At 33.5% G+C, this 20,459-nt stretch carries 24 protein-coding genes, 1 tRNA gene and 2 pseudogenes; 21 read left to right on the top strand and 6 right to left on the bottom strand.

Annotated elements, in window-relative coordinates; all coding sequences use genetic code 11:
* Positions 1–59: 59 nt before the first annotated feature.
* Both HMPREF2937_RS11840 and brnQ read right to left on the bottom strand, forming a co-directional pair.
* The gene (locus tag HMPREF2937_RS11840; RefSeq protein WP_002481559.1) at positions 60–1,244 is read right to left on the bottom strand and encodes an MFS transporter; all 1,185 of its coding nucleotides are present in this window, start codon (positions 1,242–1,244) and stop codon (positions 60–62) included.
* A 255-nt stretch (positions 1,245–1,499) separates the two neighbouring features.
* Positions 1,500–2,813 (bottom strand): branched-chain amino acid transport system II carrier protein, encoded by a 1,314-nt coding sequence (gene brnQ, locus HMPREF2937_RS11835; RefSeq protein ID WP_002481560.1) that lies wholly within the window; start codon positions 2,811–2,813, stop codon positions 1,500–1,502.
* A 514-nt stretch (positions 2,814–3,327) separates the two neighbouring features.
* On the opposite strand from brnQ, the gene HMPREF2937_RS11830 reads away from it, so the two are divergent.
* From HMPREF2937_RS11830 to HMPREF2937_RS11825, 3 genes are read left to right on the top strand one after another with little or no spacing between them, the layout of a single operon-like run.
* Positions 3,328–3,510 (top strand): hypothetical protein, encoded by a 183-nt coding sequence (locus HMPREF2937_RS11830; RefSeq protein ID WP_070864645.1) that lies wholly within the window; start codon positions 3,328–3,330, stop codon positions 3,508–3,510.
* Entirely contained in the window at positions 3,510–3,779 is a 270-nt protein-coding gene (locus HMPREF2937_RS13365) for a hypothetical protein (protein ID WP_083326951.1), read from the top strand. Before HMPREF2937_RS11830 ends, HMPREF2937_RS13365 begins: the two co-directional genes overlap by 1 nt.
* On the top strand, positions 3,776–4,027 hold the full coding sequence (locus HMPREF2937_RS11825) for a hypothetical protein (RefSeq protein ID WP_083326950.1): 252 nt from the start codon (positions 3,776–3,778) through the stop codon (positions 4,025–4,027). Before HMPREF2937_RS13365 ends, HMPREF2937_RS11825 begins: the two co-directional genes overlap by 4 nt.
* A 335-nt stretch (positions 4,028–4,362) precedes the next feature.
* Here HMPREF2937_RS11825 and HMPREF2937_RS11820 read toward each other — a convergent pair whose 3' ends face one another.
* Both HMPREF2937_RS11820 and HMPREF2937_RS11815 read right to left on the bottom strand, forming a co-directional pair.
* Positions 4,363–5,418 carry a site-specific integrase gene (locus HMPREF2937_RS11820; RefSeq protein ID WP_070864644.1) on the bottom strand — a complete coding sequence of 352 codons (1,056 nt, stop codon included), beginning with the start codon at positions 5,416–5,418 and terminating at the stop codon, positions 4,363–4,365.
* A 55-nt stretch (positions 5,419–5,473) separates the two neighbouring features.
* Entirely contained in the window at positions 5,474–6,049 is a 576-nt protein-coding gene (locus HMPREF2937_RS11815; protein ID WP_070864643.1) for a helix-turn-helix domain-containing protein, read from the bottom strand.
* A gap of 135 nt (positions 6,050–6,184) precedes the next feature.
* Between HMPREF2937_RS11815 and HMPREF2937_RS11810 the strand changes: the two genes are divergently transcribed.
* The 17 genes and pseudogenes from HMPREF2937_RS11810 to HMPREF2937_RS11730 all read left to right on the top strand — a co-directional run bounded on the left by HMPREF2937_RS11810 (position 6,185) and on the right by HMPREF2937_RS11730 (position 17,260).
* Positions 6,185–6,376, top strand: a complete 192-nt coding sequence (locus tag HMPREF2937_RS11810; RefSeq protein WP_070864642.1) for a helix-turn-helix transcriptional regulator — start codon at positions 6,185–6,187, stop codon at positions 6,374–6,376.
* Positions 6,377–6,405: 29 nt separating this feature from the next.
* Complete coding sequence (locus tag HMPREF2937_RS11805; protein WP_070462529.1) at positions 6,406–6,651, top strand: DUF771 domain-containing protein; 246 nt, start codon at positions 6,406–6,408, stop codon at positions 6,649–6,651.
* A 16-nt stretch (positions 6,652–6,667) separates the two neighbouring features.
* Positions 6,668–6,870 (top strand): annotated as a pseudogene (locus HMPREF2937_RS14115) (pathogenicity island protein).
* A gap of 1 nt (position 6,871) precedes the next feature.
* Positions 6,872–7,282, top strand: a complete 411-nt coding sequence (locus tag HMPREF2937_RS11795) for a pathogenicity island protein (RefSeq protein WP_070864641.1) — start codon at positions 6,872–6,874, stop codon at positions 7,280–7,282.
* On the top strand, positions 7,283–7,582 hold the full coding sequence (gene tscT / locus HMPREF2937_RS11790) for a type II toxin-antitoxin system toxin TscT (RefSeq protein ID WP_070864640.1): 300 nt from the start codon (positions 7,283–7,285) through the stop codon (positions 7,580–7,582). It abuts the gene before it with no gap.
* Between the two features lie 57 nt (positions 7,583–7,639).
* The gene (locus HMPREF2937_RS11785; RefSeq protein WP_070864639.1) at positions 7,640–9,253 is read left to right on the top strand and encodes a phage resistance protein; all 1,614 of its coding nucleotides are present in this window, start codon (positions 7,640–7,642) and stop codon (positions 9,251–9,253) included.
* A 252-nt stretch (positions 9,254–9,505) separates the two neighbouring features.
* Positions 9,506–10,309, top strand: coding sequence for a bifunctional DNA primase/polymerase (locus tag HMPREF2937_RS11780; RefSeq protein WP_061054842.1), 804 nt, complete (start codon positions 9,506–9,508; stop codon positions 10,307–10,309).
* Positions 10,296–10,568 (top strand): hypothetical protein, encoded by a 273-nt coding sequence (locus HMPREF2937_RS11775; RefSeq protein WP_061054841.1) that lies wholly within the window; start codon positions 10,296–10,298, stop codon positions 10,566–10,568. The genes HMPREF2937_RS11780 and HMPREF2937_RS11775 overlap by 14 nt, the downstream gene beginning before the upstream one ends.
* Positions 10,569–10,737: 169 nt before the next feature.
* On the top strand, positions 10,738–11,940 hold the full coding sequence (locus HMPREF2937_RS11770; protein WP_061054840.1) for a phage portal protein: 1,203 nt from the start codon (positions 10,738–10,740) through the stop codon (positions 11,938–11,940).
* On the top strand, positions 11,927–12,493 hold the full coding sequence (locus HMPREF2937_RS11765) for an HK97 family phage prohead protease (protein WP_061054839.1): 567 nt from the start codon (positions 11,927–11,929) through the stop codon (positions 12,491–12,493). Before HMPREF2937_RS11770 ends, HMPREF2937_RS11765 begins: the two co-directional genes overlap by 14 nt.
* Position 12,494: 1 nt before the next feature.
* A pseudogene (locus tag HMPREF2937_RS11760) lies at positions 12,495–13,726 on the top strand (phage major capsid protein).
* A gap of 65 nt (positions 13,727–13,791) precedes the next feature.
* Positions 13,792–14,073, top strand: coding sequence for a head-tail connector protein (locus HMPREF2937_RS11755; protein ID WP_060804152.1), 282 nt, complete (start codon positions 13,792–13,794; stop codon positions 14,071–14,073).
* A complete protein-coding gene (locus tag HMPREF2937_RS11750) occupies positions 14,066–14,359 on the top strand; it encodes a hypothetical protein (RefSeq protein ID WP_060804153.1) in 294 nt (97 codons plus the stop codon). Before HMPREF2937_RS11755 ends, HMPREF2937_RS11750 begins: the two co-directional genes overlap by 8 nt.
* Before the next feature lie 135 nt (positions 14,360–14,494).
* Positions 14,495–14,815, top strand: a complete 321-nt coding sequence (locus HMPREF2937_RS11745) for a hypothetical protein (RefSeq protein ID WP_060804154.1) — start codon at positions 14,495–14,497, stop codon at positions 14,813–14,815.
* The gene (locus HMPREF2937_RS11740) at positions 14,808–16,451 is read left to right on the top strand and encodes a terminase large subunit (RefSeq protein WP_070864638.1); all 1,644 of its coding nucleotides are present in this window, start codon (positions 14,808–14,810) and stop codon (positions 16,449–16,451) included. Before HMPREF2937_RS11745 ends, HMPREF2937_RS11740 begins: the two co-directional genes overlap by 8 nt.
* 59 nt (positions 16,452–16,510) lie before the next feature.
* Complete coding sequence (locus HMPREF2937_RS11735) at positions 16,511–16,819, top strand: phage head closure protein (RefSeq protein WP_060804156.1); 309 nt, start codon at positions 16,511–16,513, stop codon at positions 16,817–16,819.
* An 81-nt stretch (positions 16,820–16,900) separates the two neighbouring features.
* The gene (locus HMPREF2937_RS11730; RefSeq protein WP_061054834.1) at positions 16,901–17,260 is read left to right on the top strand and encodes a hypothetical protein; all 360 of its coding nucleotides are present in this window, start codon (positions 16,901–16,903) and stop codon (positions 17,258–17,260) included.
* Between the two features lie 638 nt (positions 17,261–17,898).
* On the opposite strand, the gene HMPREF2937_RS11725 is transcribed toward HMPREF2937_RS11730, so the two are convergent.
* Positions 17,899–17,970: transfer RNA gene (locus HMPREF2937_RS11725), tRNA-Arg, on the bottom strand.
* Positions 17,971–18,119: 149 nt separating this feature from the next.
* On the opposite strand from HMPREF2937_RS11725, the gene clpP reads away from it, so the two are divergent.
* Entirely contained in the window at positions 18,120–18,704 is a 585-nt protein-coding gene (gene clpP / locus HMPREF2937_RS11720; protein ID WP_002481561.1) for an ATP-dependent Clp endopeptidase proteolytic subunit ClpP, read from the top strand.
* A gap of 350 nt (positions 18,705–19,054) precedes the next feature.
* Here clpP and HMPREF2937_RS11715 read toward each other — a convergent pair whose 3' ends face one another.
* Positions 19,055–19,957 (bottom strand): TIGR01777 family oxidoreductase, encoded by a 903-nt coding sequence (locus HMPREF2937_RS11715; RefSeq protein WP_070864637.1) that lies wholly within the window; start codon positions 19,955–19,957, stop codon positions 19,055–19,057.
* Between the last annotated feature and the right edge of the window lie 502 nt (positions 19,958–20,459).

Raw genomic sequence — 20,459 nt, 5'->3', positions numbered from 1 at the left:
TTTTTAGTGTCTACTATAGGGGGAGCATATCAATTGAAATGAGTGACTGCTTTTTATCGTTATTGATCTACGACTGATTTTTTCGGAATTCCTAAAGCTATAATAAAGCCGATGAAATTCACGATTGATAATACAATGAACATCATTTTAAATGACTGCATATTGTTTAACAACTGCATAGACAATACAGGTGCAATCGCTGTACCGATAAATAACATAAAGGTATTGATAGATAAGAAGAAGCCTTTATCTTTAGTAGTCAGTAGACCGATTTGTGATATCACAGAAGGAATCACAAAAGAGATACCTGCGATAAAGATAACACTGAACAACGTGATAATAATAAGATTGTGTGTCACGCCCATCAGTATCAATGAGATACCTGCAGTGATTAATGAGATTAGAATAATGCGTTTTACACCGATGAAATCACTTATGCGACCTGCAGATAACGCTAATAACATACCAATTAAACCAAATAGCTTCACTGATGATATTGTCGTTAAATCAGCGTTGATTGGGTCAGATGTCAAATATTCATTTAGTAGAGCATACATAGAAACAAATGACGTTAAGATAGTTAATGAAACAAAGAAACATAATACAATGCCTTTATTATCAAAAATATGTCTCATGTTTTTAAAGAACACTGAGAATTTTGTATCAGGCATATGATAAGGACTTTTCGGAATAGCTCGGTAAATCCAAACAATCAGCAATAAGTAAACAACAGTCAATACGAAGTAAACGATACGCCAACTCATATGTGCGGCGATAATATCACTTAAGTTTTGACCGATAACACCAGATAACATGAAGCTGGTACTAATAAAACTGATTGCGGTAACACGTTTATGAATAGGGAACACTTCTGTCACATATGTTAATGACACAGGTGAGAAGCTTGCGGTAGCTATCCCTTGTAAAACACGTACAATCAGTAATAGCGCAAAGTTATGAATAAAGCCGATCGCAAAAGTTGTAAGTGTGAGCATAGCCAAGCCGATTAATATGACCTTCTTCTTACCAAACTTGTCGGCAATGATTCCATAAAACATACAGCTGACTGAATAAGAAACTGAGAATACCACACCGATTAATGTTGTGGCACCTTCGCTTAAATGTAATTCTTTCCCCATAATCGGCATTAAAGGAATGGCAGAGTAAAGACTGCACATAACCGCAATACCTGAAATAAAGAATACAGTCGTAATTAAATTATAATTGAGCGACGGTTGTTTCAAATATATCCTCCCTTTCTATGATGAATTGTTTAATAAAGATTATATTGATGAACCTTAATATAAGTGTATCGCATATATGTTGTGGAAGTGTGAAGATTGAAACAATGCTTGTTTCAAATTAAAAATGCATGATTCATTTTAACACAAACAAATTATAATGAAATAGATAGAAATATTATTGAAATATTGTGACAATAAGCTTTGGTCAAATAAAAATACCTTTCTCGTAAAATGAGAAAGGCATTTCAATCAATATTAAGATGTTGCGGGTTGTTGTGTATGTTTCTTATTGCGCATAAAATCTATCGCAATACCAATTGCAGTTAAGATAATAAATGGTAGTAACCAAGCCAATCCTAAATCAGATAATGGCAAGAATTGATAGACTGCATTTAGTGGTTTGATCAGTTTAAATGTGTTGAAGATTTCAAGTACTGAAATAATTAATGTTGAAATCGTCGGTAAAATATAAGCGATTTTTAATTTTGTCGGAATCGCAATTGCGACAAATGAAATCAGTACCAACACAATAGAAATCGGATAGATAAATGTCAGTAATGGAACTGCGATTTGTAAAATCATGTTGAGTCCTAAGATTGAAATTAAGAATCCGACTACTGAGAATGACAGTACATAAGTCTTGTATGAAATTTGTGGGAACTTCTTCAATCCGAATGCAGAACTTGCGTTCACCAAGCCGATACAAGTTGTTAAACAAGCTAAAATTACAATCATACCGAATAAAATATTACCGAATGATCCGAATAATCGTACTGAATTATATGTTAGAATGCTTGCGCCATTATCAAAGCCTGGTTTGCTTGTCGTGATACCTAAGTATGCTAATGAGAAGTAAATCACTGTTAATAATAACGCTGAAATCAGACCTGATAAGATAACGTTTCTCACTATCTTTTTGCTGTCTGAAATACCTGCGAGTTTAAAGCTTTGTACGATAACGACTGAGAAGGCTAAAGCTGCTACTAAGTCCATTGTGTAGTAACCTTCTAAGATTCCTGAAATGAAAGGTGTTTCCGCATATTTATCATGTGGTTGTCCGACTTTTCCTTCAGGATTAATAATCGCTGCGATACATAAAGCACCAATAATCAATAATAGGGCAGGTGTTAAGATTTTCCCTAAGTTATCGACAATTTTTGTTGGGTATAAAGCGATTAACCCTACAACAATAAAGAATACAAGGGAGAAACCTACCAATGTCCATGTGTTGTGAATAGGCAGAATCGATTTTGCGCCGATTTCATAAGCAACGTTTGCAGCACGTGGAATCCCGTATAGTGCCCCGATAGATAAATAAATACAAACTGCAAAAATAAACCCGAATTTAGGATGGACGCGGTCCCCGATAAACTCCACGCCACCATCATAATAGGCAATGACAATGACTGTGATGTAAGGTAATAAAATACCTGTAATCGCAAAACCTGTCATACCTGTCCACATATTGCTTTGCGCGGTATATCCGAGCATAGGTGGAAAAATCAAGTTGCCTGCTCCGAAGAATAACGAGAAGAGCATTAAACCTGATATTAGAATTACTTTTTTCATAATAACCTCCTGGTGTTGAAAACTTCTCTCTATTTACAAAAATTTCTGACAATTTATGTAGATGAATTTCTTTCAAACAAATAAACTTTAACACATTTCTAAATATTAAAAAAGCATATATTCAGATATTTTAGATGAAATGAAAGAAATTAATTGGAAATATCGTGTTAAAGGGAAAAGAGTAACTAAAAAAATGTAGAATTGATAATTTATTGCATGATTAATAAATTGGAGTTGGAGTGTAAAACCTATATATTGAAGAAGTGAGCCTAGTTTATTATTAGTGTAATGGATTACTACTTTGCTTTTAAGAGACTTCATTTCTTTTGAGGTTCATATTAGGAAGTTGAATTTAATTTCAAAAATGATGTAGTTCTTGCAAAATAAATGTGCTTGTACAAGCAACCAATGGTATTGTTGAAAAGTTAATGTTGAATTTAAAAAACTAATCATAAGAACAGGCTTTTGTATTTCATGGATTTGATTAAACTTTATTATGAAAGAAGTGAGTTATATGGCTACTAAAAGTTTTACAACTGAATATAAATTTACAGCTAAGTCCGCACCCAATTTACTAAAAGCTATTGAACAACAAGAAAACTTAAAAGAACATTCTTCAAAACAGACACCAACTAACATTGTAACCGTAACGAATCAAAGAAGGACTTCATCGATTTTAGAAAGCTATAGAAATTAATGAGTCTAGAAATTATAGCGTTGGCAGATTTGCTTGAAAACATTGATTACAACGAAGATGATGTTCAAAATATTTTAAATACTTTTCAGTCAATTAGATTTACTGGCAGCGAAGAGGCACATGATGTAGCATATTTTACAATTGCCAACAAAGACTTATATATATCGAAAAGAAACTTGCATAAATTATCAAAAACTATGCAAAAAAGAATTAAACAAAGAGCACAATTTGTTGAAGAAACATCGATTTACGTATTGAGCTCTTTTTGATAGGGCAACTTGGAAAGAACTTTTGTAATGAAGCTATAAAGTCGTGTGCTATAAATGGTAAAGGTATTTTAGAGGCAGCTTTTAAAATAGTTTTGGAAGCAAAAAGAATAGTTGGGGGATCGTTTGTTTGGATTGAATATGAAGATACTGAAAAGTTGCGTTCATTATATAAAGAATTTGGGTTTTCGGAAATACCTGACTATATATCGCCAAACAAATTAAGGTTAGCTATTAAACAACTTAAGTAATACTATTTGTTAATTGTTTCAAATTATATACATAAAAATAATTATTTGAATATTTTAACTTACGCCGCTATTAGCGGTGTTTTTTATTAAAAGCTATTTTGATTTTTTAACAACTGCCCGATGACTTAAATAGCAAAATAAAAGAAACGCTGATACATCAACGTTTCAAAGGTTTCAAGTTAATTAATATTAACTACATAACCCCCTCGGAGGGAGAATATGGGATGTTATTCGGTTTCTCTCATTATCAAAATGCCTTTACAACAAGGTTTTTAGTTATATCATTATCATTCGTTTATATCGAATATCAAATCATTTTCCCTATTTTTTCCCTATTATAAATCATCCATAAATTCTATCAAATTCTCTTCTTCACGCTGGTATGTCTCTTCTAATAAGTGCAGATATACCGATTGTGTGACCAATGTTGAAGAATGACCTAGTCGTTTCGATATATATTGAATACTGTATCCATTATGGATTAACACAGAAGCGTGCGTATGTCGTAATGCATGTGTGGTAATACTTTTGATACCTAATTTCTTACATGCTTTATTTAATGCTTTGTTAACCGATGCATTGGTAATAATAGAACCATTTACTGTAAATACATAACCGTTAATGTCTGATGGACTTTCTTTAATAAATTTTCTGACCTTGTTTAAAGTTTTTGTGTCAATGCTAACAGTACGATCTGATGTCGTTGTTTTTGTACCCGGTAAATGTACCTTATTATCTCCTACATAAAAATCTTCACGTTTCATATTAACTACTTCAGAAAATCTAGCACCTGTTACAAGCTGCATAAGTAAAACTAATGATGAAACAGCGTCTTTTTGTTCAAGATGATGTTTCAACTTTTTGTATTCAGTATAGCTTATATATTTTAACTCTTCACTTTTACTTGGATTAGACCCGCTTAATTGTGCTTTGAATGTGGGATTACGCAATACCAAACCTTCGTGGATCGCTTGGTGGAAACAATTACGAATAGAGCTATTTAACTTTCTCACTCCATCTATATTGTGATTGCTGCCATAATGATTTATGAACTGCTGGTAATCTGTAGGTGTAATATTTTTTAATAAAGTATTTTTGAAAAATTTCCTTATATGTGTATGCATCGCTTCATAGCGCGTTAATGTTTTAGCGGACACATGCGGTTTCTTTGTTACTTCATACCATTGTTTAAAATAGTCTGCAAAGATCACATCATTATTGATATTGTATCCGCGCTTTAAGTTATATTCCATATCAGTAGCATGTACCTTTGCTTCTTGTTTCGTACGGAATCCGCCTTTTTGATATTTCTTATATTTACCGTCATCATCTTTGTATGAAATGATGTAGCGCCATGTTTTACCATTCTTTTGTTTTTCGAATGAAGCCATTTAATCACCGTGCTTATATAAAATGTTGTGGGAAATATTAAACTGCGTTGCAATTTTAATCACTCTTTTCTAATTCATCATATACAGCAATACCATAACGAGTTAGAAAAACTGTTTCAATTTGCTCCTTTATATCTTCAATATCCTGAAGCAGCGATTCTTTTTCCTCTGTAATGTAATAAATATTATTATAATCATTATATCGTTTTAAAATCGCAGTTATAATGATGAGATCGTTTCCTGTGGCGTTTTCTAGGAATTTTAACGCTGCTGATAAAAATAATTCTTCTGTATATCCTAGTTCAATAGAGAGAATTTCTTTTAAATCATTATCTATTTCTGTCCTAAATTTTTTCCTAGATTCTTTAAAACTATTCTGCATTTCTTCCCAACTTTTTTTGAATTCATCCTCAGATAAATCAGCCATTGTTTTCTTTCCAGTGATTAAATAAGTTTCGGAAATACCAAGTCCATAAGTGATACTTTTCAAAAAATCACGTGAAGGTTTTTCTCTTTTTCCATTTTCAACTTGTGAAATGTAGCCAGCAGAAAAACCGGTTTTATTACTCAATTTTTCTAAAGTTATTTTTTTTTCTTTTCTTATCTTTTTAAGATTTTCCCCTATATTCATCATTACACCTCTTTCTCATTACTTTAATAATATCATTAATTTTAACTGTGGTAAATTTTTATTTGACAAATCTTTTTAGCTGTGGTTAAATTTAACTACAGCAAATATTTGCTGTAGCAAAAAGGAGGGTTGAACATGAACAATATGAAAGAACTACGAGTTAACAAAAATCTAAAACAAAAAGATTTAGCTACAATTACAGGATTAAGTACAGCGGCAATTTCTTTGTTTGAAAACAATAAGTCTACGCCATCAATGAATAGTGCTTATAAAATTGCGAAGGCTTTGAATGCTTCAATAGAAAGTGTTTTCCTTTTAAATGATTAAACAACAAATGGCATAAGGAGGTGTAACCAATGCTACAAGAAAAAGACTACACAATCACACTACTTGAACATAAGACACTGTGGACGATGTACGATCTAATGGCACATACGAATAAAAGCAGAAATACATTATTGAAGAAGTTGTTGCTGAATCCAAAGCACCAATCAAAAATTGCAGAGTTCACGCATGCACCAGCACATAAAAATGACCATTGGTCTTTTGTCGCTAAGTATATGAAGCAATACATCGAAGAAAATCACAATCAAATATTTTAGAAAGCAGGTAACTGAAATGAAACAACAAGTGATTATTACGAAGTCGGTGCTTAACTGGTACAACATCAAGGATACTGACCACAATTTACTACTCAACATCGCACCAGACGATTTAAGAAGCATTTTCCAGAAGTCAGCGAAGATATTTATATTGCATGTCTGGAGCTTGATATTAGCAGAATTTTAGAACTTAAAAATAAGAAAAAGGTAGGTAATTAAAGTGAAAATTAAGCAAAGATATTATTTGTCAAAAGTAGTTAAAGTATTAGAGAAAGTTTTAGATGAGAAGGACAAAGATGTTTTCTTATCAGCGAAAGACAGATTTCATTCAATTACTTATCATAAATATAGCGATACAGCATTTTACGAACACATTTTAAAGTTAGTTCATAAAGAGTTGTTTAACATTCTTGCAGAGTTAGATTTTGAAGATGAGACATTTCCAATCATTGATGAAGTGACTATGACATTAAGCGACGTTATGAACGAAGATGAGGAAACTTATTACTATACCGTCAAAGACAGTACAGGAGAACATGAACACGCAACAGATCGTGAAGGACATGTAATTGGGGTTTTAGAATGGGCATTAGATTATATCGTTGGAAATATCGAAGTGGAGGACATTTAAATGAATTGGGAATTGAGAGAATTACTAAGTAAATTTGAGTTAGTTAAAGATAAGATTGATGATGTGCTAACCAAACATACGTGGTTTGTTGATGAAATTTATATCAGTAGAGATTTATACAACAAGAAGGATGTTGAAATATATGGATATGGTTACTCAGAACATCGTATACACAATAATCAAATGCTTGATTTAATGCTGATGTATATTAAAGAATTCGACGAACTCATTCAAAAGTTCCATGAATTAGAAAAAGCGTCATCTGACGAAAGTTTGGAGACTGAATCAGATAACGCATGAACGAAGTATTTAAGAAAATACTCACTAAAATAATAACATATATGAAAGGTTGATTATATGGACGAAGTTTTATTATACAAAAGGCATTTTGAGTTTCATTCAAATTTAGACTATATCAATACAACGAATTTATCAAGAATTAAAGAGATAAGCAAGCGAATTCATTTCGCTTGCATCTCTACTGATAAACAAGTGTTTGATAACAAAGGGAATTTGTATCATCGAGAAAAAGATGATATTGCAGGTAATTATATTAATAATCTTACTTTAAATTATACCATAATACCAAAGAAATTGGGACTGATTTATGGAAAAATTAATGTAAAAACTGTTGAAGAAGATAACGGAGAAGAGAAGAAGAAAGCAAGTTTTCATGCTGATCAATTTACAAATTATGCTCGTTTTATTGCTGATTTAATGGCGGATAAAGTTATATATTCTGTTGAATTAGATAAATTTCTTTTTGTCAAAAGCAATTATTATGAGGTTATAGATGATACCTATTTCGCATTGAAATATCCAGTAGATAATAAACATCAAATTGATGATTTTTTAGAAGTTATGACAGAACTATATCGTGATTATATAGAAGTTAATCATGGTTACAATATCTTTCCTTATGCTTTTGCTGGTAATGATTTTATTTATGATGTGAAGCGTCTAAAAATGATAAAACACCCTTTAAAGCAAAATGAACTGTTTGCATTAAAATATGATGTTGAACATGATGCAATTGATTTAGAAATACCTAAGAATTTTTATGAATTTGTTACCGAAAACGAAAAGAGTAAAAATAACTTAATGCTGATGCACGCTTATGTCATATATAGAAAAATGGGATTATTACAAGCTGAAAAATGGTTTTTAATGAAAGATTTCGGACGTTCCGGCAAAGGTTTGCAAATGGAAACATTTAATCCGCTTTTAAAAGTAAATAAAGTTAATTTTGACAGTCTTGTTTCAGGAGGCTTTGAGTCTGCGAACGAATGGATGAATTTCTACGGTGCAGACATCGCACACGCCAATGAAACAGGCGAAATTACTAAATCAATGATGAGAATATTGCGTAAAATTGCTACGGGTGAAATCATTTCAGGACGTGGCATTGGCAGAAATGCCTTTACATTCCGTAATAGATCTGTACTGGTGTTAGATACCAATGAAAGTGTAGATACTGGTGACATTACAGCCAATACAACACGTACCGTTAAAATCTCATTGAAAGATAGACCGATACATGAAACTGATGAAGAACGTTATAAAGTTTTCGCGCCATATTGGAATTTTGTAAAGCCTGATGATAAAAATTCAGTTTCTGCTTCGGTTTCATTTTTACTTGTTAGCTTGGAATATCTTAAATCCATTGGCGGTGAATTTAAGTTTAACGATGTCACATTGAAACATTACTTTAGTGAAGATGAACTAACGGAAACACAAATTATTATATTGAAAGTGCTTAAAGAGCAAGGTTTTATTCTTGCAGGTGATGAGACACTACAACGTTTAATTCAAGAAGATTATAAGAGTATGCGCTACAAGAAAGCCAAAGAAGATATGAAAAAGATAGGTGTAGCAATTAATCAAGACATTTGGATTGAAGGTAAAAATTATAAAGGTTACAAAATTGGAAATCAAGAACTATTTGATATGGGATATTCATTGCTTGAATAAGAGTGTGGCACACTTTTACGCACTTTTATACACACTTATAAAATACTGTTATTACAACTACACACCCTTATCACTCTAATTTTTATTAGAATTTTATAACCGTTAAAATATTTTTCTTGCTATAGGCGAAATAAAGGTGTTAAGGGTGTGGGAATAATTTAATGAAATAGGAAATCAAGAACTATTTAATATGGCGTATAAGTTATTAGAATAAGGGTTACCGTAACTCTTATCGGAAAGGAGGAACACCTAATGTCAGGTTATCATGTTGCAAAGCAATTATTGAAAAAGAATATTCAAGTCATACCGCTCAATAAATATAAGAAACCAATTGTAACATTTGCAGATATACAGATTACTGATGCTTTTATAGATCGTCATCAGAATCTATATCAATATACGCATGTATTAGGTGTACTCACAAGAGGCGTGTGGTGTATCGACATTGATATTAACCATGTTGAAGGTAAAGACGGATATGAAAGTATTAAGTACATTCCTTATTATGATGAAATTGTAACTAATGCACAAAATACATTGGTTCAAACAACCCCGAGCGGTGGCAAACATATTATATTTAAGAAACGTACAGGTATTGAATACACTCAGAAGATAGGATATTTACCGTCAGTTGATATAAAAGCGCACCCTAATAACTACTTTGTACTTGCTGGTAGTCGTACATTAAAAGGAAAATATACACACAATAAAACCAAGACATGTGAATATAATGGCGATTTTGAGCAACGTATATTTTCTAAGCAAGGTAATTATACACAACAAACGCTTGAACCTTATTCAGTAAAGCGTGTGTTGCCAAGTAATAATTTTGAACATTTAGAAAATGGCAAAGGTGGAGAAGGTAAAAAAGCGTATCAACGTATTATAGACGGTCAAAGCGAATACAGAAACAACGATTTGTATAAAGCAGTAAGTTATGCCGTTCAATGTAACGTTGATATAGATCCGTTAAGAGTATTGATTGGCGATAATAAAAATGGTGATGTCATTACTGAAAGAGAGTGGGAGGCGACAGTGAGAAGTGCAAGCCGTTAATGAAGGATACAATTTAGATGAACAAGCTGAACGTATTGGTCTAATAGTAGGTATTTCAGAAGAAATTTATTTTTGTTCAATAAGTCATGTCTCACAAGTATATGTTGAATATATTAATGATGAGTGGGTAGCATGGCGTGAAAGTTTTATACCGAACAGTAAGAAAAGAACCAGTTATAAGGTTATAGCACAAGGTAATTTTGAACTGGTTCTTGCAAGAGTAAAAAATTACTTAAGTTTTATCAGAAAAAGTATATAATCATCGTTTTGATTCAGCTGAACCAAAACCATCGAAAGAATATGAAACGTTATAATCCCTTGCCACAACTAGCATTATATACCCTAGTGTGGTATAATTTAGATAAATAAACCGAACGTATGTACTAAAACAGAACTAGTGTTCTTATCAATAGAAAGCAGGTGAAAAAGTGCCGAAGTGGTTAGACAAGATACTTGGAATCAAACAATTAGAACAACAAGCAACAAAACAATATGAAATGTTGACCGGCAACTTTCGCGCATTAGGCAGTTTCAACGGGGACGCATGGAGCAATGAAATATATCGCAGTGCAGTTGATACCATCGCCCGACACATTGCCAAGTTATCCGGCAAGCATGTCGCAAATGGTATGCGTGATGATAACTATTCAAAAATCAATCGAATATTAAGCAATCGTCCGAATCCTTATATGAGCGGATATGACTTTTTATATAAAGTAGCTACTCATTACTATTTGTATAATAACGCTTTTATCTTAATCCAAAAGGACGCAAACGGTAATCTCAGCGGATTATATCCTTTATCAGCTTCAAGTGTTGAGTATGTGGTTGATGGTTCAGGTGAAATGTATTTGAAATTCCTATTTAACAGCGGTGATATTGTACATTTTCATCATTCAGAGGTAGCGGTGTTACGTCGTCATTTCAATTCAAATGAGTTATTAGGCGATACGAATGACGCAATCATGAACACGTTAGATCTTGCTTATACACAACAAGAAGGACTTAGCAATACCATTAAGAACTCAGCACAAATCAGAGGCTTATTAAAATACAATCAGACATTAGCACCTAAAAAGCTGAAAGAAGCTAAAGACGAATTTATGAACAACTATATGACAATGGATAATAACGGCGGTGTCATTCCATTAGATGCAACTTTGGATTATGTCCCATTGAATTTAAATGAGGCTGATATTGAAACACCACAAATTCAAGCAATTAAGCAAAAGATATATGACTATTTAGGTATAAATGAAGCTATGGTAACTGGTAACTATAGTGAAGACCAATGGCAATCTTTCTATGAATCTATCATTGAACCATTCGCTATACAGTTATCCTCAGAATTGACAGATAAGATATTTACCGAACGAGAACAGGCATTCAGCAACCGTATTATTTTTGAAGCGTCACGTTTGCAGTATGCAAGCACAAAATCAAAAGCTACTGTGATTAAGGAGTTGTTACCGTTAGGCGTACTCACGATTAATCAGGCTTTAGACTTGCTTAACCTACCACGTGTAGAGGACGGGGACGAACGTATTCAATCCCTGAACTATATAGAAAAACAATTAGCGAAACAATATCAAATCGGAGATAAGGAGGCGACACCTGATGAAAGAGATTAGAAGTGCAGAAATACAAGCAGAAACTCGAAACGATGAAATGGTGCTTGAAGGTACAGCAATCGTCTTTGATAAACCTGCACTGATTAATACACCAACAGGTTCATATACTGAAATCATCAAACGTAATGCGCTGGACGGTTTAAAATTCAATGACACACGACTTTTAGTGTCACACGATCATAACCGTTTACCATTAGCCAAATCTCCTAAGACGATGAAAATATGGCGAGATGATGCAGGCATGCATTTCAGGGCAGTATTGGCAAATACCGAAGAAGCCCGTTCAGTCTATGAAGCTATCAAACGTGGAGATATGTCAGGCGTATCATTTGGTTTCACAGTATCAGACGGCAGTCGATACGATGTAGAAACACGCACACGTACAATTACAAAGATAGATAAAGTATTAGAGTTTTCTGTGGTAAATTTCCCTGCTTATTCAGAAACATCTGTTGAAGCCAGAAGTCAAATGCAGGAAGCAGAAACGAGACAACAGCAAATTAATAAAGCAAAAATCAATTTAAATAAATTATTTATGAAGGAGTTAAAATAATATGTTCAATACAGTACAAGAAGCATTTAACCATTATCGCAATGCATCGCTTGAAGATATTGAAACACGCGCTGGGGAAATCAGAGGCACAATCGAAAATGACCCTGAAGCAGATGTGACTAAGTTAAATATCGAGATTGAAGGATTAAACCAAGCGAAAGAAAATATCAAAGAAAAGGAGCAGGAACAAGTGGAACAACGTTCATATAATCCAATTACAGGACAACAATTTAAAACTCAAGATGTACCAAAAAAAATATCTTTGGTTCAGATGAATATAGATCAGCATTTTTCAAAACAATGTTAGGACAAGAATTATCTAACGTGGAACAACGTACATTCAATCATGCAATGGATTTACAAAAAACTGAACATCGCGCAGATGAGTTTACATCTTCATCAAATGCGAGTGCGGTGATTCCTGAACAAACATTGAATGAAGTCATTCGTCGTGCTAGAACACAAGGTGGATTACTAGCTAATGTACGTTCATTCAATATGCCTACTAAAATCCGTATCCCAATTAGTACACCACAAGAACGTGCAGAATGGCATACAGAAGGCGCATATGTTGAAGCAGACAAAGCAGTTACAACAGCCGTGTCATTTGAAGCGAATGAGATTATTAAAATCTTCAGCATTTCAGTTAAAGCTAAAACAATGTCAATCTCAGCTTTCGAATCATATCTTGTTGAAGAATTGACTAACTGTGTTGTTGAAGCAATTGAATATGCACTTATCAATGGTACAGGTAAAAACCAAGGTCAAGGTATCTTAACAGGTATCACATGGGATAAGTCAAACAGCTTAACACTAACAGGAAAGTACACAGACTTCACACAAGCGCTAGGAATGCTTGCACGTGGTTATGCACAAAATGCTAAGTTCGCAATGAGTAATGCAACATTGTATAACCAAGTATACGGTGCGATGGATGCTAACCAAAGACCTATCTTTATCCAAGATGCACAACGTGAGAATGTCGGATATATCTTTGGTAAACCCGTTATCATTGATGACAATATCGAAGACGGTACAATTCTATTAGGTGACTTTAATTATATCGGTTATAACTTGCCACAAGGTATTATGCTTGAAAGTTCACGTGAGTCATCATTCCGTTCTGGTCTGATTGATTATCGTGCTATGGCAGTTGCAGATACACGTGTATTAGTTGATGAAGCATTTGTGAAGTTATCGGGTTCATCTACAACATCATCAGCATCAGCATAATATTATAAACCAGTTAGGGCATCAGTGATTAGCTGGTGTCCTTTATTCATAAAGGAGTGTTCACAATGATTATATCTATTGAAGATGCGCGCAATACTTTAAGAGTGGATGGAGACTTTAACGATGAGATTATCATTCCATTAGTCGAGGCGATACCTAACTACTTGTACCTAACAACTGGGCGTGATTGGTTAGATGAATCAGTACAACCATTAGCACAGACAACAGCTAAGTTCATATTACAACTATGGTTTGATCCACAGACACAAGATAGTGAACGATTGAAGCGTACGATTGATAGTTTGTTAGTATCTTTAACAGCATTAGGACGTGATTTTGATGGCTAGAAGTATTCCGCAGTCCTTTTATAAGTCTGCTAAATGGATTAAGTGTAAAAACAGTTATATGGCTAAGCAAAATTATATTTGTGAAAGATGTGGGGCGCTAGCGAGTATTTGCCATCATAAAGTATATCTGAATGCTGAGAATTATAAGAATCCATATGTATCACTTAATCACGACCATTTGGAAGCATTGTGTCAAACGTGTCATAATCAGGAACATTTTGGAAGTATCGCAATTGGTGAAGGATTACAATTTGATGAAAAAGGAAACATTATAAAAATCAAATAAAATAAAAATAGGATACCCCCTATAACCTTGATATGAAAGGAACGCTTGGGAAACGGTGCTGGGAGTTAACTTATCCTCCACCCGACTTTCCAAAGTTTAGGGGTGGCTAAAAAATAAAGTTAGGAGTAATTAAATATGAAATCGATTAATTTAGAAAAACTTAAAAAGTATATAGATGAAAATAATGTTAATAATAAACATATCGCTTATGATTTGTTAGAAGAGTTAACTTTTATGAAAGCTACAATGGAAGAATTAAAGCATACTGTACGTGAGCATGGCGCAACATATATCTTTACACAAGGTGAACAGTCGTATCTTAAAGAAAACCCCGCAATGAAGGCATACAATACCACTGTGACTAAATACAACGCCACATATAAGCAGCTGCTGACGTTATTACCTGATAACGTAGAAGAATCCAATGAGTTTATGGATTTTGTAAACAATGCTTAATTATATTGAAGAATATTACCGTCAAATCAAAAGCGGGGATATTGTGGCATCTAAACGCATCACAAAACAATATGAAAAACTCATTGATGATATGTACAACCACCCTCAATATATTTATGATCATGCTAAAGCAGAACGTCCTATCAAGTTCATAGAAACGTTTTGCAGGCATTCAAAGGGTGAACTGGCAGGTAAACCATTAATACTAGACTTGTTTCAAAAAGCCTATATTTCGGCACTATTCGGCTTTGTAGATAAAGAGACAGGTAAACGCCGTTATACTGAGTCATTCTTCTATGTAGCGCGTAAGAATGGTAAAACAACAATGCTTAGTGCAATAGCACTATACATGATGATAGCAGACGGAGAAAGCGGATCAGAAGTTTATTCTGTGGCCTCTAAACGAGACCAAGCGAATATCTTATTTGACCAAGCACATGAGATGATTAAGCAAAGCCCTGATTTGAGCCGTAACATCAGAAAACGCAAGAGTGATTTATATTTCAGTCACAACTTCTCTAAAATGCAGTCACTGGGCAAGAACTCAAACTCATTAGATGGTTTGAATGCGCATTTGGTCGTGATTGATGAATTACATTCTATACAAGATAGAAACCTTTATGAAGTGATGAAACAATCACAATCTGCACGTACACAGCCATTACTTATCATGATTACCACAGCAGGTACTCATCGGGGAACTATCTTTGATGATTTATATGAGTATGCGTGTAATGTAGTAGATGGTAATTTTAAAGATGATAACTTTTTACCAATTATGTATGAATTGGATGAAAAGAAAGAATATAAAAATCCTGAATGTTGGCAAAAAGCTAATCCTTCACTAAATATATCGAAGCGTGTTGAAGATTTAGAGCGTAAAGTAGCACGTGCAGAGAACGACGCAAACAATCTTACAGGCATACTCACCAAAGATTTCAACGTACGTGAAACTAGCCATAATGCATGGTTGACCTTTGAACAGATTAACAATACAGCTACATTCGATATTAAAGATTTTGCTGATTGGTATGCAATAGGCGGAGCTGACCTTTCAATTACCACTGACCTTAGTTGTGCCACATTGTTATTTGTAGATCCAGAAACTGAAATGCGCTATGTCCATCAGATGTATTGGTTGCCTGAGGACAATCTGAGGGAACGTGTGGACAATGACAAGATACCTTATGACAAATGGCATGAACAAGGCTTATTGCGTCTGTGTCGTGGTAATACGATTAATTACAGCGACATTACAGAGTGGTTTGTTGAAATGATTGAGGATTATGAAATAACGCCACTGTGGATTTATTATGATAACTATTCAGCACGGTATTGGGTGGATGAGATGGAAGGACACGGCTTTAAAATGGTGCGTACGCCACAAGGTGCTAGAACCTTAAGTTTGCCTATGCAGAATTTAGGTGCTGATCTAAAGAAGCATAAAGTGAATTATAATAACCATCCTATATTAAAGTGGTGTTTGACCAATACAGGCATAGAGACCGATAGAAACGGTAACATTGTACCTGTTAAGAATCAATCACCTAAACGTCGTATTGATGGCACAGCGTCTTTATTAGATGCATATGTGGGTTTGTTTGATAACTATGAAAGTTTTTTAAGAGCGATGTAGGATATTGGTTAGTCAGAAAAGGACAAAAAAGTCTGATTGAGAGATTAAGGAGGTTAACAATGGCATATCATTTTAATAATCGAATTAAGATTTTCCAGAGAGTCAGCAGTGGGCCAATGCCAAATCAATTTGAAGAAAAAACTATTGCAAAACCGTGGGCAGATATAAAAACGATTCGTGGCAATGAGTTTCTGGGTTCTGGACTTACAGCATCAGAAATCCCCGTGAGGTTCATTATTAGATATAGAGAGGGGATAAATTCAAAGCAACGTATTAAGTGGAAAGATTTAGATTTCAATATTGAATCTGTGCAAAATGATAACGGCTTGAATAGGACGCTAACTATATACGCTAAAGCATATAAATAGTGTGCTGAGAGAGTGTCTGTGTTGCATTGAGGAAAGAAACGCCTCACAATTATTAGTGTAATTTAAAATGAGGAGGTAATTATGACTATAAATATAGACTATTGTAAGTATTTAAAAAATAAAGTGAAAAAAGTCGATTATATTATAGGTAAATTGTATAATATAATTATGGAACCTGAAGAACTAGAATATAGTAGATCAGATACTTTAAAATTATCAGAATTATACTCAACCATTGATGTCATTGAAGGTTTATGTATGACAGATGATCAATTTCATAGGTTTATAGAGGACTACGTTGTGCATGTAAGATTGTTTTACTATAATCTGGCTGATATTATTACTGGTAAAGAAAATAATATATCATGGATTACAGAAGAGTATAATATGTATTCGAAAGTGTATAACGAAACATATGAATTATTAGATAGTATTAAATGATTATAGGAACTTTTCAGAAGAAATGGGTTAAAAAGTTATGTATTTTTTATGTTTAAACTCTACTATAAGTGGTAATATATTTATTGTGTAGATATTGACCAAATCTACACTGCAAAACACACGCATTTGTTTGTAAATGTATCCCTATATTGACTCCCCCTTATTCTCTCGTGTGAATGGGGGGGGCTTGTATATATGGTTAAAATATAGTATAGTAACTTTAGGGAATAGTAGCTTAGCGAACAGTGACGATTCATGTCCCGGGAAAATGTTTTTTCTATTCATTGTAAAATCCTTTATATTAAAGTGATTTAACCGCCTATATGGCGGTTTTTTTATGCTGAGAAAGCTATTTTTGAATTAAGAATCATAGATTATAAGAAAAAATCATAAACTATAACCTTTTGCTATGTTGAAATAACAAAAAAACCACCTTTATTGGTGGTTGAATCAAAAATATAAAAAGCGTTGGTTAAATTAACATAGAAACTGTTAATCATACCTTTTGGGTATATATGTATATTAACATATTTAAGTGAGATAGTGTAGGGAAAAGTAAAAGACAATATACATTTCCTTAATTTTTCCTTATTTTGCAAGAAAAACCTTTAATGATAAGGTTTAAAAAACATGAATTACCCCCTCGGAGGGAATCGAACCCCCATTTCAAGAACCGGAATCTTACGTGTTATCCATTACACTACGAGGGGTAAATATTAACATGCAATTATTAGTGTACCTGTCTCGTGTAGAGTGGTCAATATGATGATATTATAAAGGTGTGAGTTTTATTTTTTGACCATTTTTGACTTTTAGGTTAAAATAAGGATAATTCATAAAAGTACAAGGAGGAAATAGAATGAATTTAATTCCTACAGTAATTGAAACAACAAATCGCGGCGAACGTGCTTATGACATTTACTCAAGATTATTGAAAGACCGTATTATTATGTTAGGTTCAGCAATTGATGATAACGTAGCAAACTCAATCGTATCACAATTGTTATTCTTACAAGCACAAGATGCTGAGAAAGATATTTATCTATATATCAACTCTCCAGGTGGTAGTGTAACAGCTGGATTCGCAATTTATGATACTATCCAACACATTAAACCAGATGTACAAACAATCTGCATCGGTATGGCTGCTTCAATGGGTTCATTCTTGCTTGCAGCAGGTGCTAAAGGTAAACGTTTCGCATTACCTAACGCTGAAGTAATGATTCACCAACCACTAGGCGGTGCACAAGGTCAAGCGACTGAAATCGAAATCGCAGCAACACACATCTTAAAAACACGTGCTAAATTAAACAAAATCTTATCAGAACGTACAGGTCAATCAATTGAACAAATTGAAAAAGACACTGATCGTGATAACTTCTTAACTGCAGATGAAGCTAAAGAATACGGCTTGATCGACGAAGTTATGCAACCTGAAAAATAAGTTGTTATTAAATATAGAAATGAAAAGAGTTCCGGGGGTTTTCCGGAACTCTTATTTTTGTCTTTTATAATGTTTTATTAAGTTAATGACGGTCCACCCTAATATAATAATTCCAACTATTAGGTAAAACAGTGCAATATATAAAGAAGGGATAGCTCGCGTCATTGAAAAACTGCCGATACATATTAAAAGTAATCCAGCAATGATTACTAAAACACGTGTTACAAGACTGCTTTTATCCATTCATACACCTTCATTCACTATACTTGCTATATCTGTATAAACGTTCGAATTTTTTATGATTTCATTTAGTAATAAGCGCTCACAATACAAATATATTATATAGCTTTTTACTCATGAACTAAACTATCAAGTGCTGATTTCAAGTCAGGATATGCAAATTTGAAACCATAAGCATCTAGACGGTTCGGAATCGCTTTTTGCGTATCTAAGATAATCGTTGCTCTTTGTCCTAAGACTAAGCGTAACAGTGCACTTGGTACCCATAATTCATGAGGTTTGTGTATTGCACGTGCTAAAGCATAACCGAATAAGTTTTGACGCTCAGCAATAGGTGTTGTCATATTGAAGACGCCTGAAGCATCATCTTGATTGATTAAGAAAAGAATCGCACGTGTTAAATCTGTAATGTGAATCCATGAATACCATTGGAAACCAGTGCCTAATTTACCACCGAGATAGAATCGGTAAGGTAATTCCATAGTTGGTAAGGCACCACCTTCATCTGAAAGCACCATACCAAAACGACCGATAATGACACGCGTACCATGTTGTTCAAATTTACGCGCAAAACGTTCCCATTGATATGTGATATCAGATAGGAAATCATGCGGATCGCATTTTGATAATTCTGTGTAAGTACGGTGCACATCTGGTGTATAATAACCTACTGCACTTGCGTTGAATAAAATTCCAGGGAACTTACCTTTATGTTCAAACAATTCATAAAGTGATTGTGTGGCTTGAATACGACTTAACATCAAAGTTTGTTTATATTCATCTGTCCATCTTTTATTCAATGATGCACCTGCTAAGTTAATCACAATATCAATATGATCTGGGACTTTATCTTCCCAACCTTCTTTACTCCAGTTAACATAGGTGATCTTATCATCTAAGTTTTGACGATCTTGACGAGTTAAAATAGTAATATGTGAATCTGTACTGTGTATTGCATCTACTAAATGACTGCCAACTAAACCTGTACCGCCTGTAATAAGAAATTCTTTCATTTTTATATTCACCTCATTAGTATTAAACAACGTTTTGGATACCGAAACCCAATAGATTATAGACATTCTAAACATTCATTATTTATTCAATATTTAGTCATTAATATGTCAATTTAAACTATGTAATCTTGTTTAAATCACTTATAGCTAAGTTATAATAGAAGTACCTTCGAAATTAATTAAACATCTCTTAATTAAAAATAGTATACCCCATAATATACATGCGAAGGTGAAATTTTGACTCCCTTTAGTATTGGACCTATGCGAGCAACGTATAGGTCCTTTATCATGTCTTTTTACGGTTGTTGATGTAGTATATTATAACAATCTTATATCAATTAATCATCTTACTTGGTTTTTGACCAATCGCCTTCTGTTAACCCATTCAAATAAATATTGAAATTATAAAATGTTTCCTAAGCAAAATAATGTATACCCTAGTGGAAAATGTTATGATATATAAATGAATACAGCTCAGATATAATAGTGAAGATGTTGTAAA

This window comes from Staphylococcus sp. HMSC061G12 (genome assembly GCF_001838465.1).
GTDB classification, from domain to species: Bacteria; Bacillota; Bacilli; order Staphylococcales; family Staphylococcaceae; genus Staphylococcus; species Staphylococcus simulans.
Note: the sequence above shows the minus strand (reverse complement) of the source record. Positions and strands in the feature narration are given on the sequence as shown.

Coding starts and splice junctions, on each gene's coding strand:
- brnQ (WP_002481560.1), bottom strand. CDS start 2,813: ATGAAAAAAGTAATTCTAATATCAGGTTTAATGCTCTTCTCGTTATTC.
- HMPREF2937_RS11830 (WP_070864645.1), top strand. CDS start 3,328: ATGGCTACTAAAAGTTTTACAACTGAATATAAATTTACAGCTAAGTCC.
- HMPREF2937_RS13365 (WP_083326951.1), top strand. CDS start 3,510: ATGAGTCTAGAAATTATAGCGTTGGCAGATTTGCTTGAAAACATTGAT.
- HMPREF2937_RS11820 (WP_070864644.1), bottom strand. CDS start 5,418: ATGGCTTCATTCGAAAAACAAAAGAATGGTAAAACATGGCGCTACATC.
- HMPREF2937_RS11815 (WP_070864643.1), bottom strand. CDS start 6,049: ATGAATATAGGGGAAAATCTTAAAAAGATAAGAAAAGAAAAAAAAATA.
- HMPREF2937_RS11810 (WP_070864642.1), top strand. CDS start 6,185: ATGAACAATATGAAAGAACTACGAGTTAACAAAAATCTAAAACAAAAA.
- HMPREF2937_RS11805 (WP_070462529.1), top strand. CDS start 6,406: ATGCTACAAGAAAAAGACTACACAATCACACTACTTGAACATAAGACA.
- tscT (WP_070864640.1), top strand. CDS start 7,283: ATGAATTGGGAATTGAGAGAATTACTAAGTAAATTTGAGTTAGTTAAA.
- HMPREF2937_RS11785 (WP_070864639.1), top strand. CDS start 7,640: ATGGACGAAGTTTTATTATACAAAAGGCATTTTGAGTTTCATTCAAAT.
- HMPREF2937_RS11780 (WP_061054842.1), top strand. CDS start 9,506: ATGTCAGGTTATCATGTTGCAAAGCAATTATTGAAAAAGAATATTCAA.
- HMPREF2937_RS11765 (WP_061054839.1), top strand. CDS start 11,927: ATGAAAGAGATTAGAAGTGCAGAAATACAAGCAGAAACTCGAAACGAT.
- HMPREF2937_RS11755 (WP_060804152.1), top strand. CDS start 13,792: ATGATTATATCTATTGAAGATGCGCGCAATACTTTAAGAGTGGATGGA.
- HMPREF2937_RS11750 (WP_060804153.1), top strand. CDS start 14,066: ATGGCTAGAAGTATTCCGCAGTCCTTTTATAAGTCTGCTAAATGGATT.
- HMPREF2937_RS11745 (WP_060804154.1), top strand. CDS start 14,495: ATGAAATCGATTAATTTAGAAAAACTTAAAAAGTATATAGATGAAAAT.
- HMPREF2937_RS11740 (WP_070864638.1), top strand. CDS start 14,808: ATGCTTAATTATATTGAAGAATATTACCGTCAAATCAAAAGCGGGGAT.
- HMPREF2937_RS11735 (WP_060804156.1), top strand. CDS start 16,511: ATGGCATATCATTTTAATAATCGAATTAAGATTTTCCAGAGAGTCAGC.
- HMPREF2937_RS11730 (WP_061054834.1), top strand. CDS start 16,901: ATGACTATAAATATAGACTATTGTAAGTATTTAAAAAATAAAGTGAAA.
- clpP (WP_002481561.1), top strand. CDS start 18,120: ATGAATTTAATTCCTACAGTAATTGAAACAACAAATCGCGGCGAACGT.
- HMPREF2937_RS11715 (WP_070864637.1), bottom strand. CDS start 19,957: ATGAAAGAATTTCTTATTACAGGCGGTACAGGTTTAGTTGGCAGTCAT.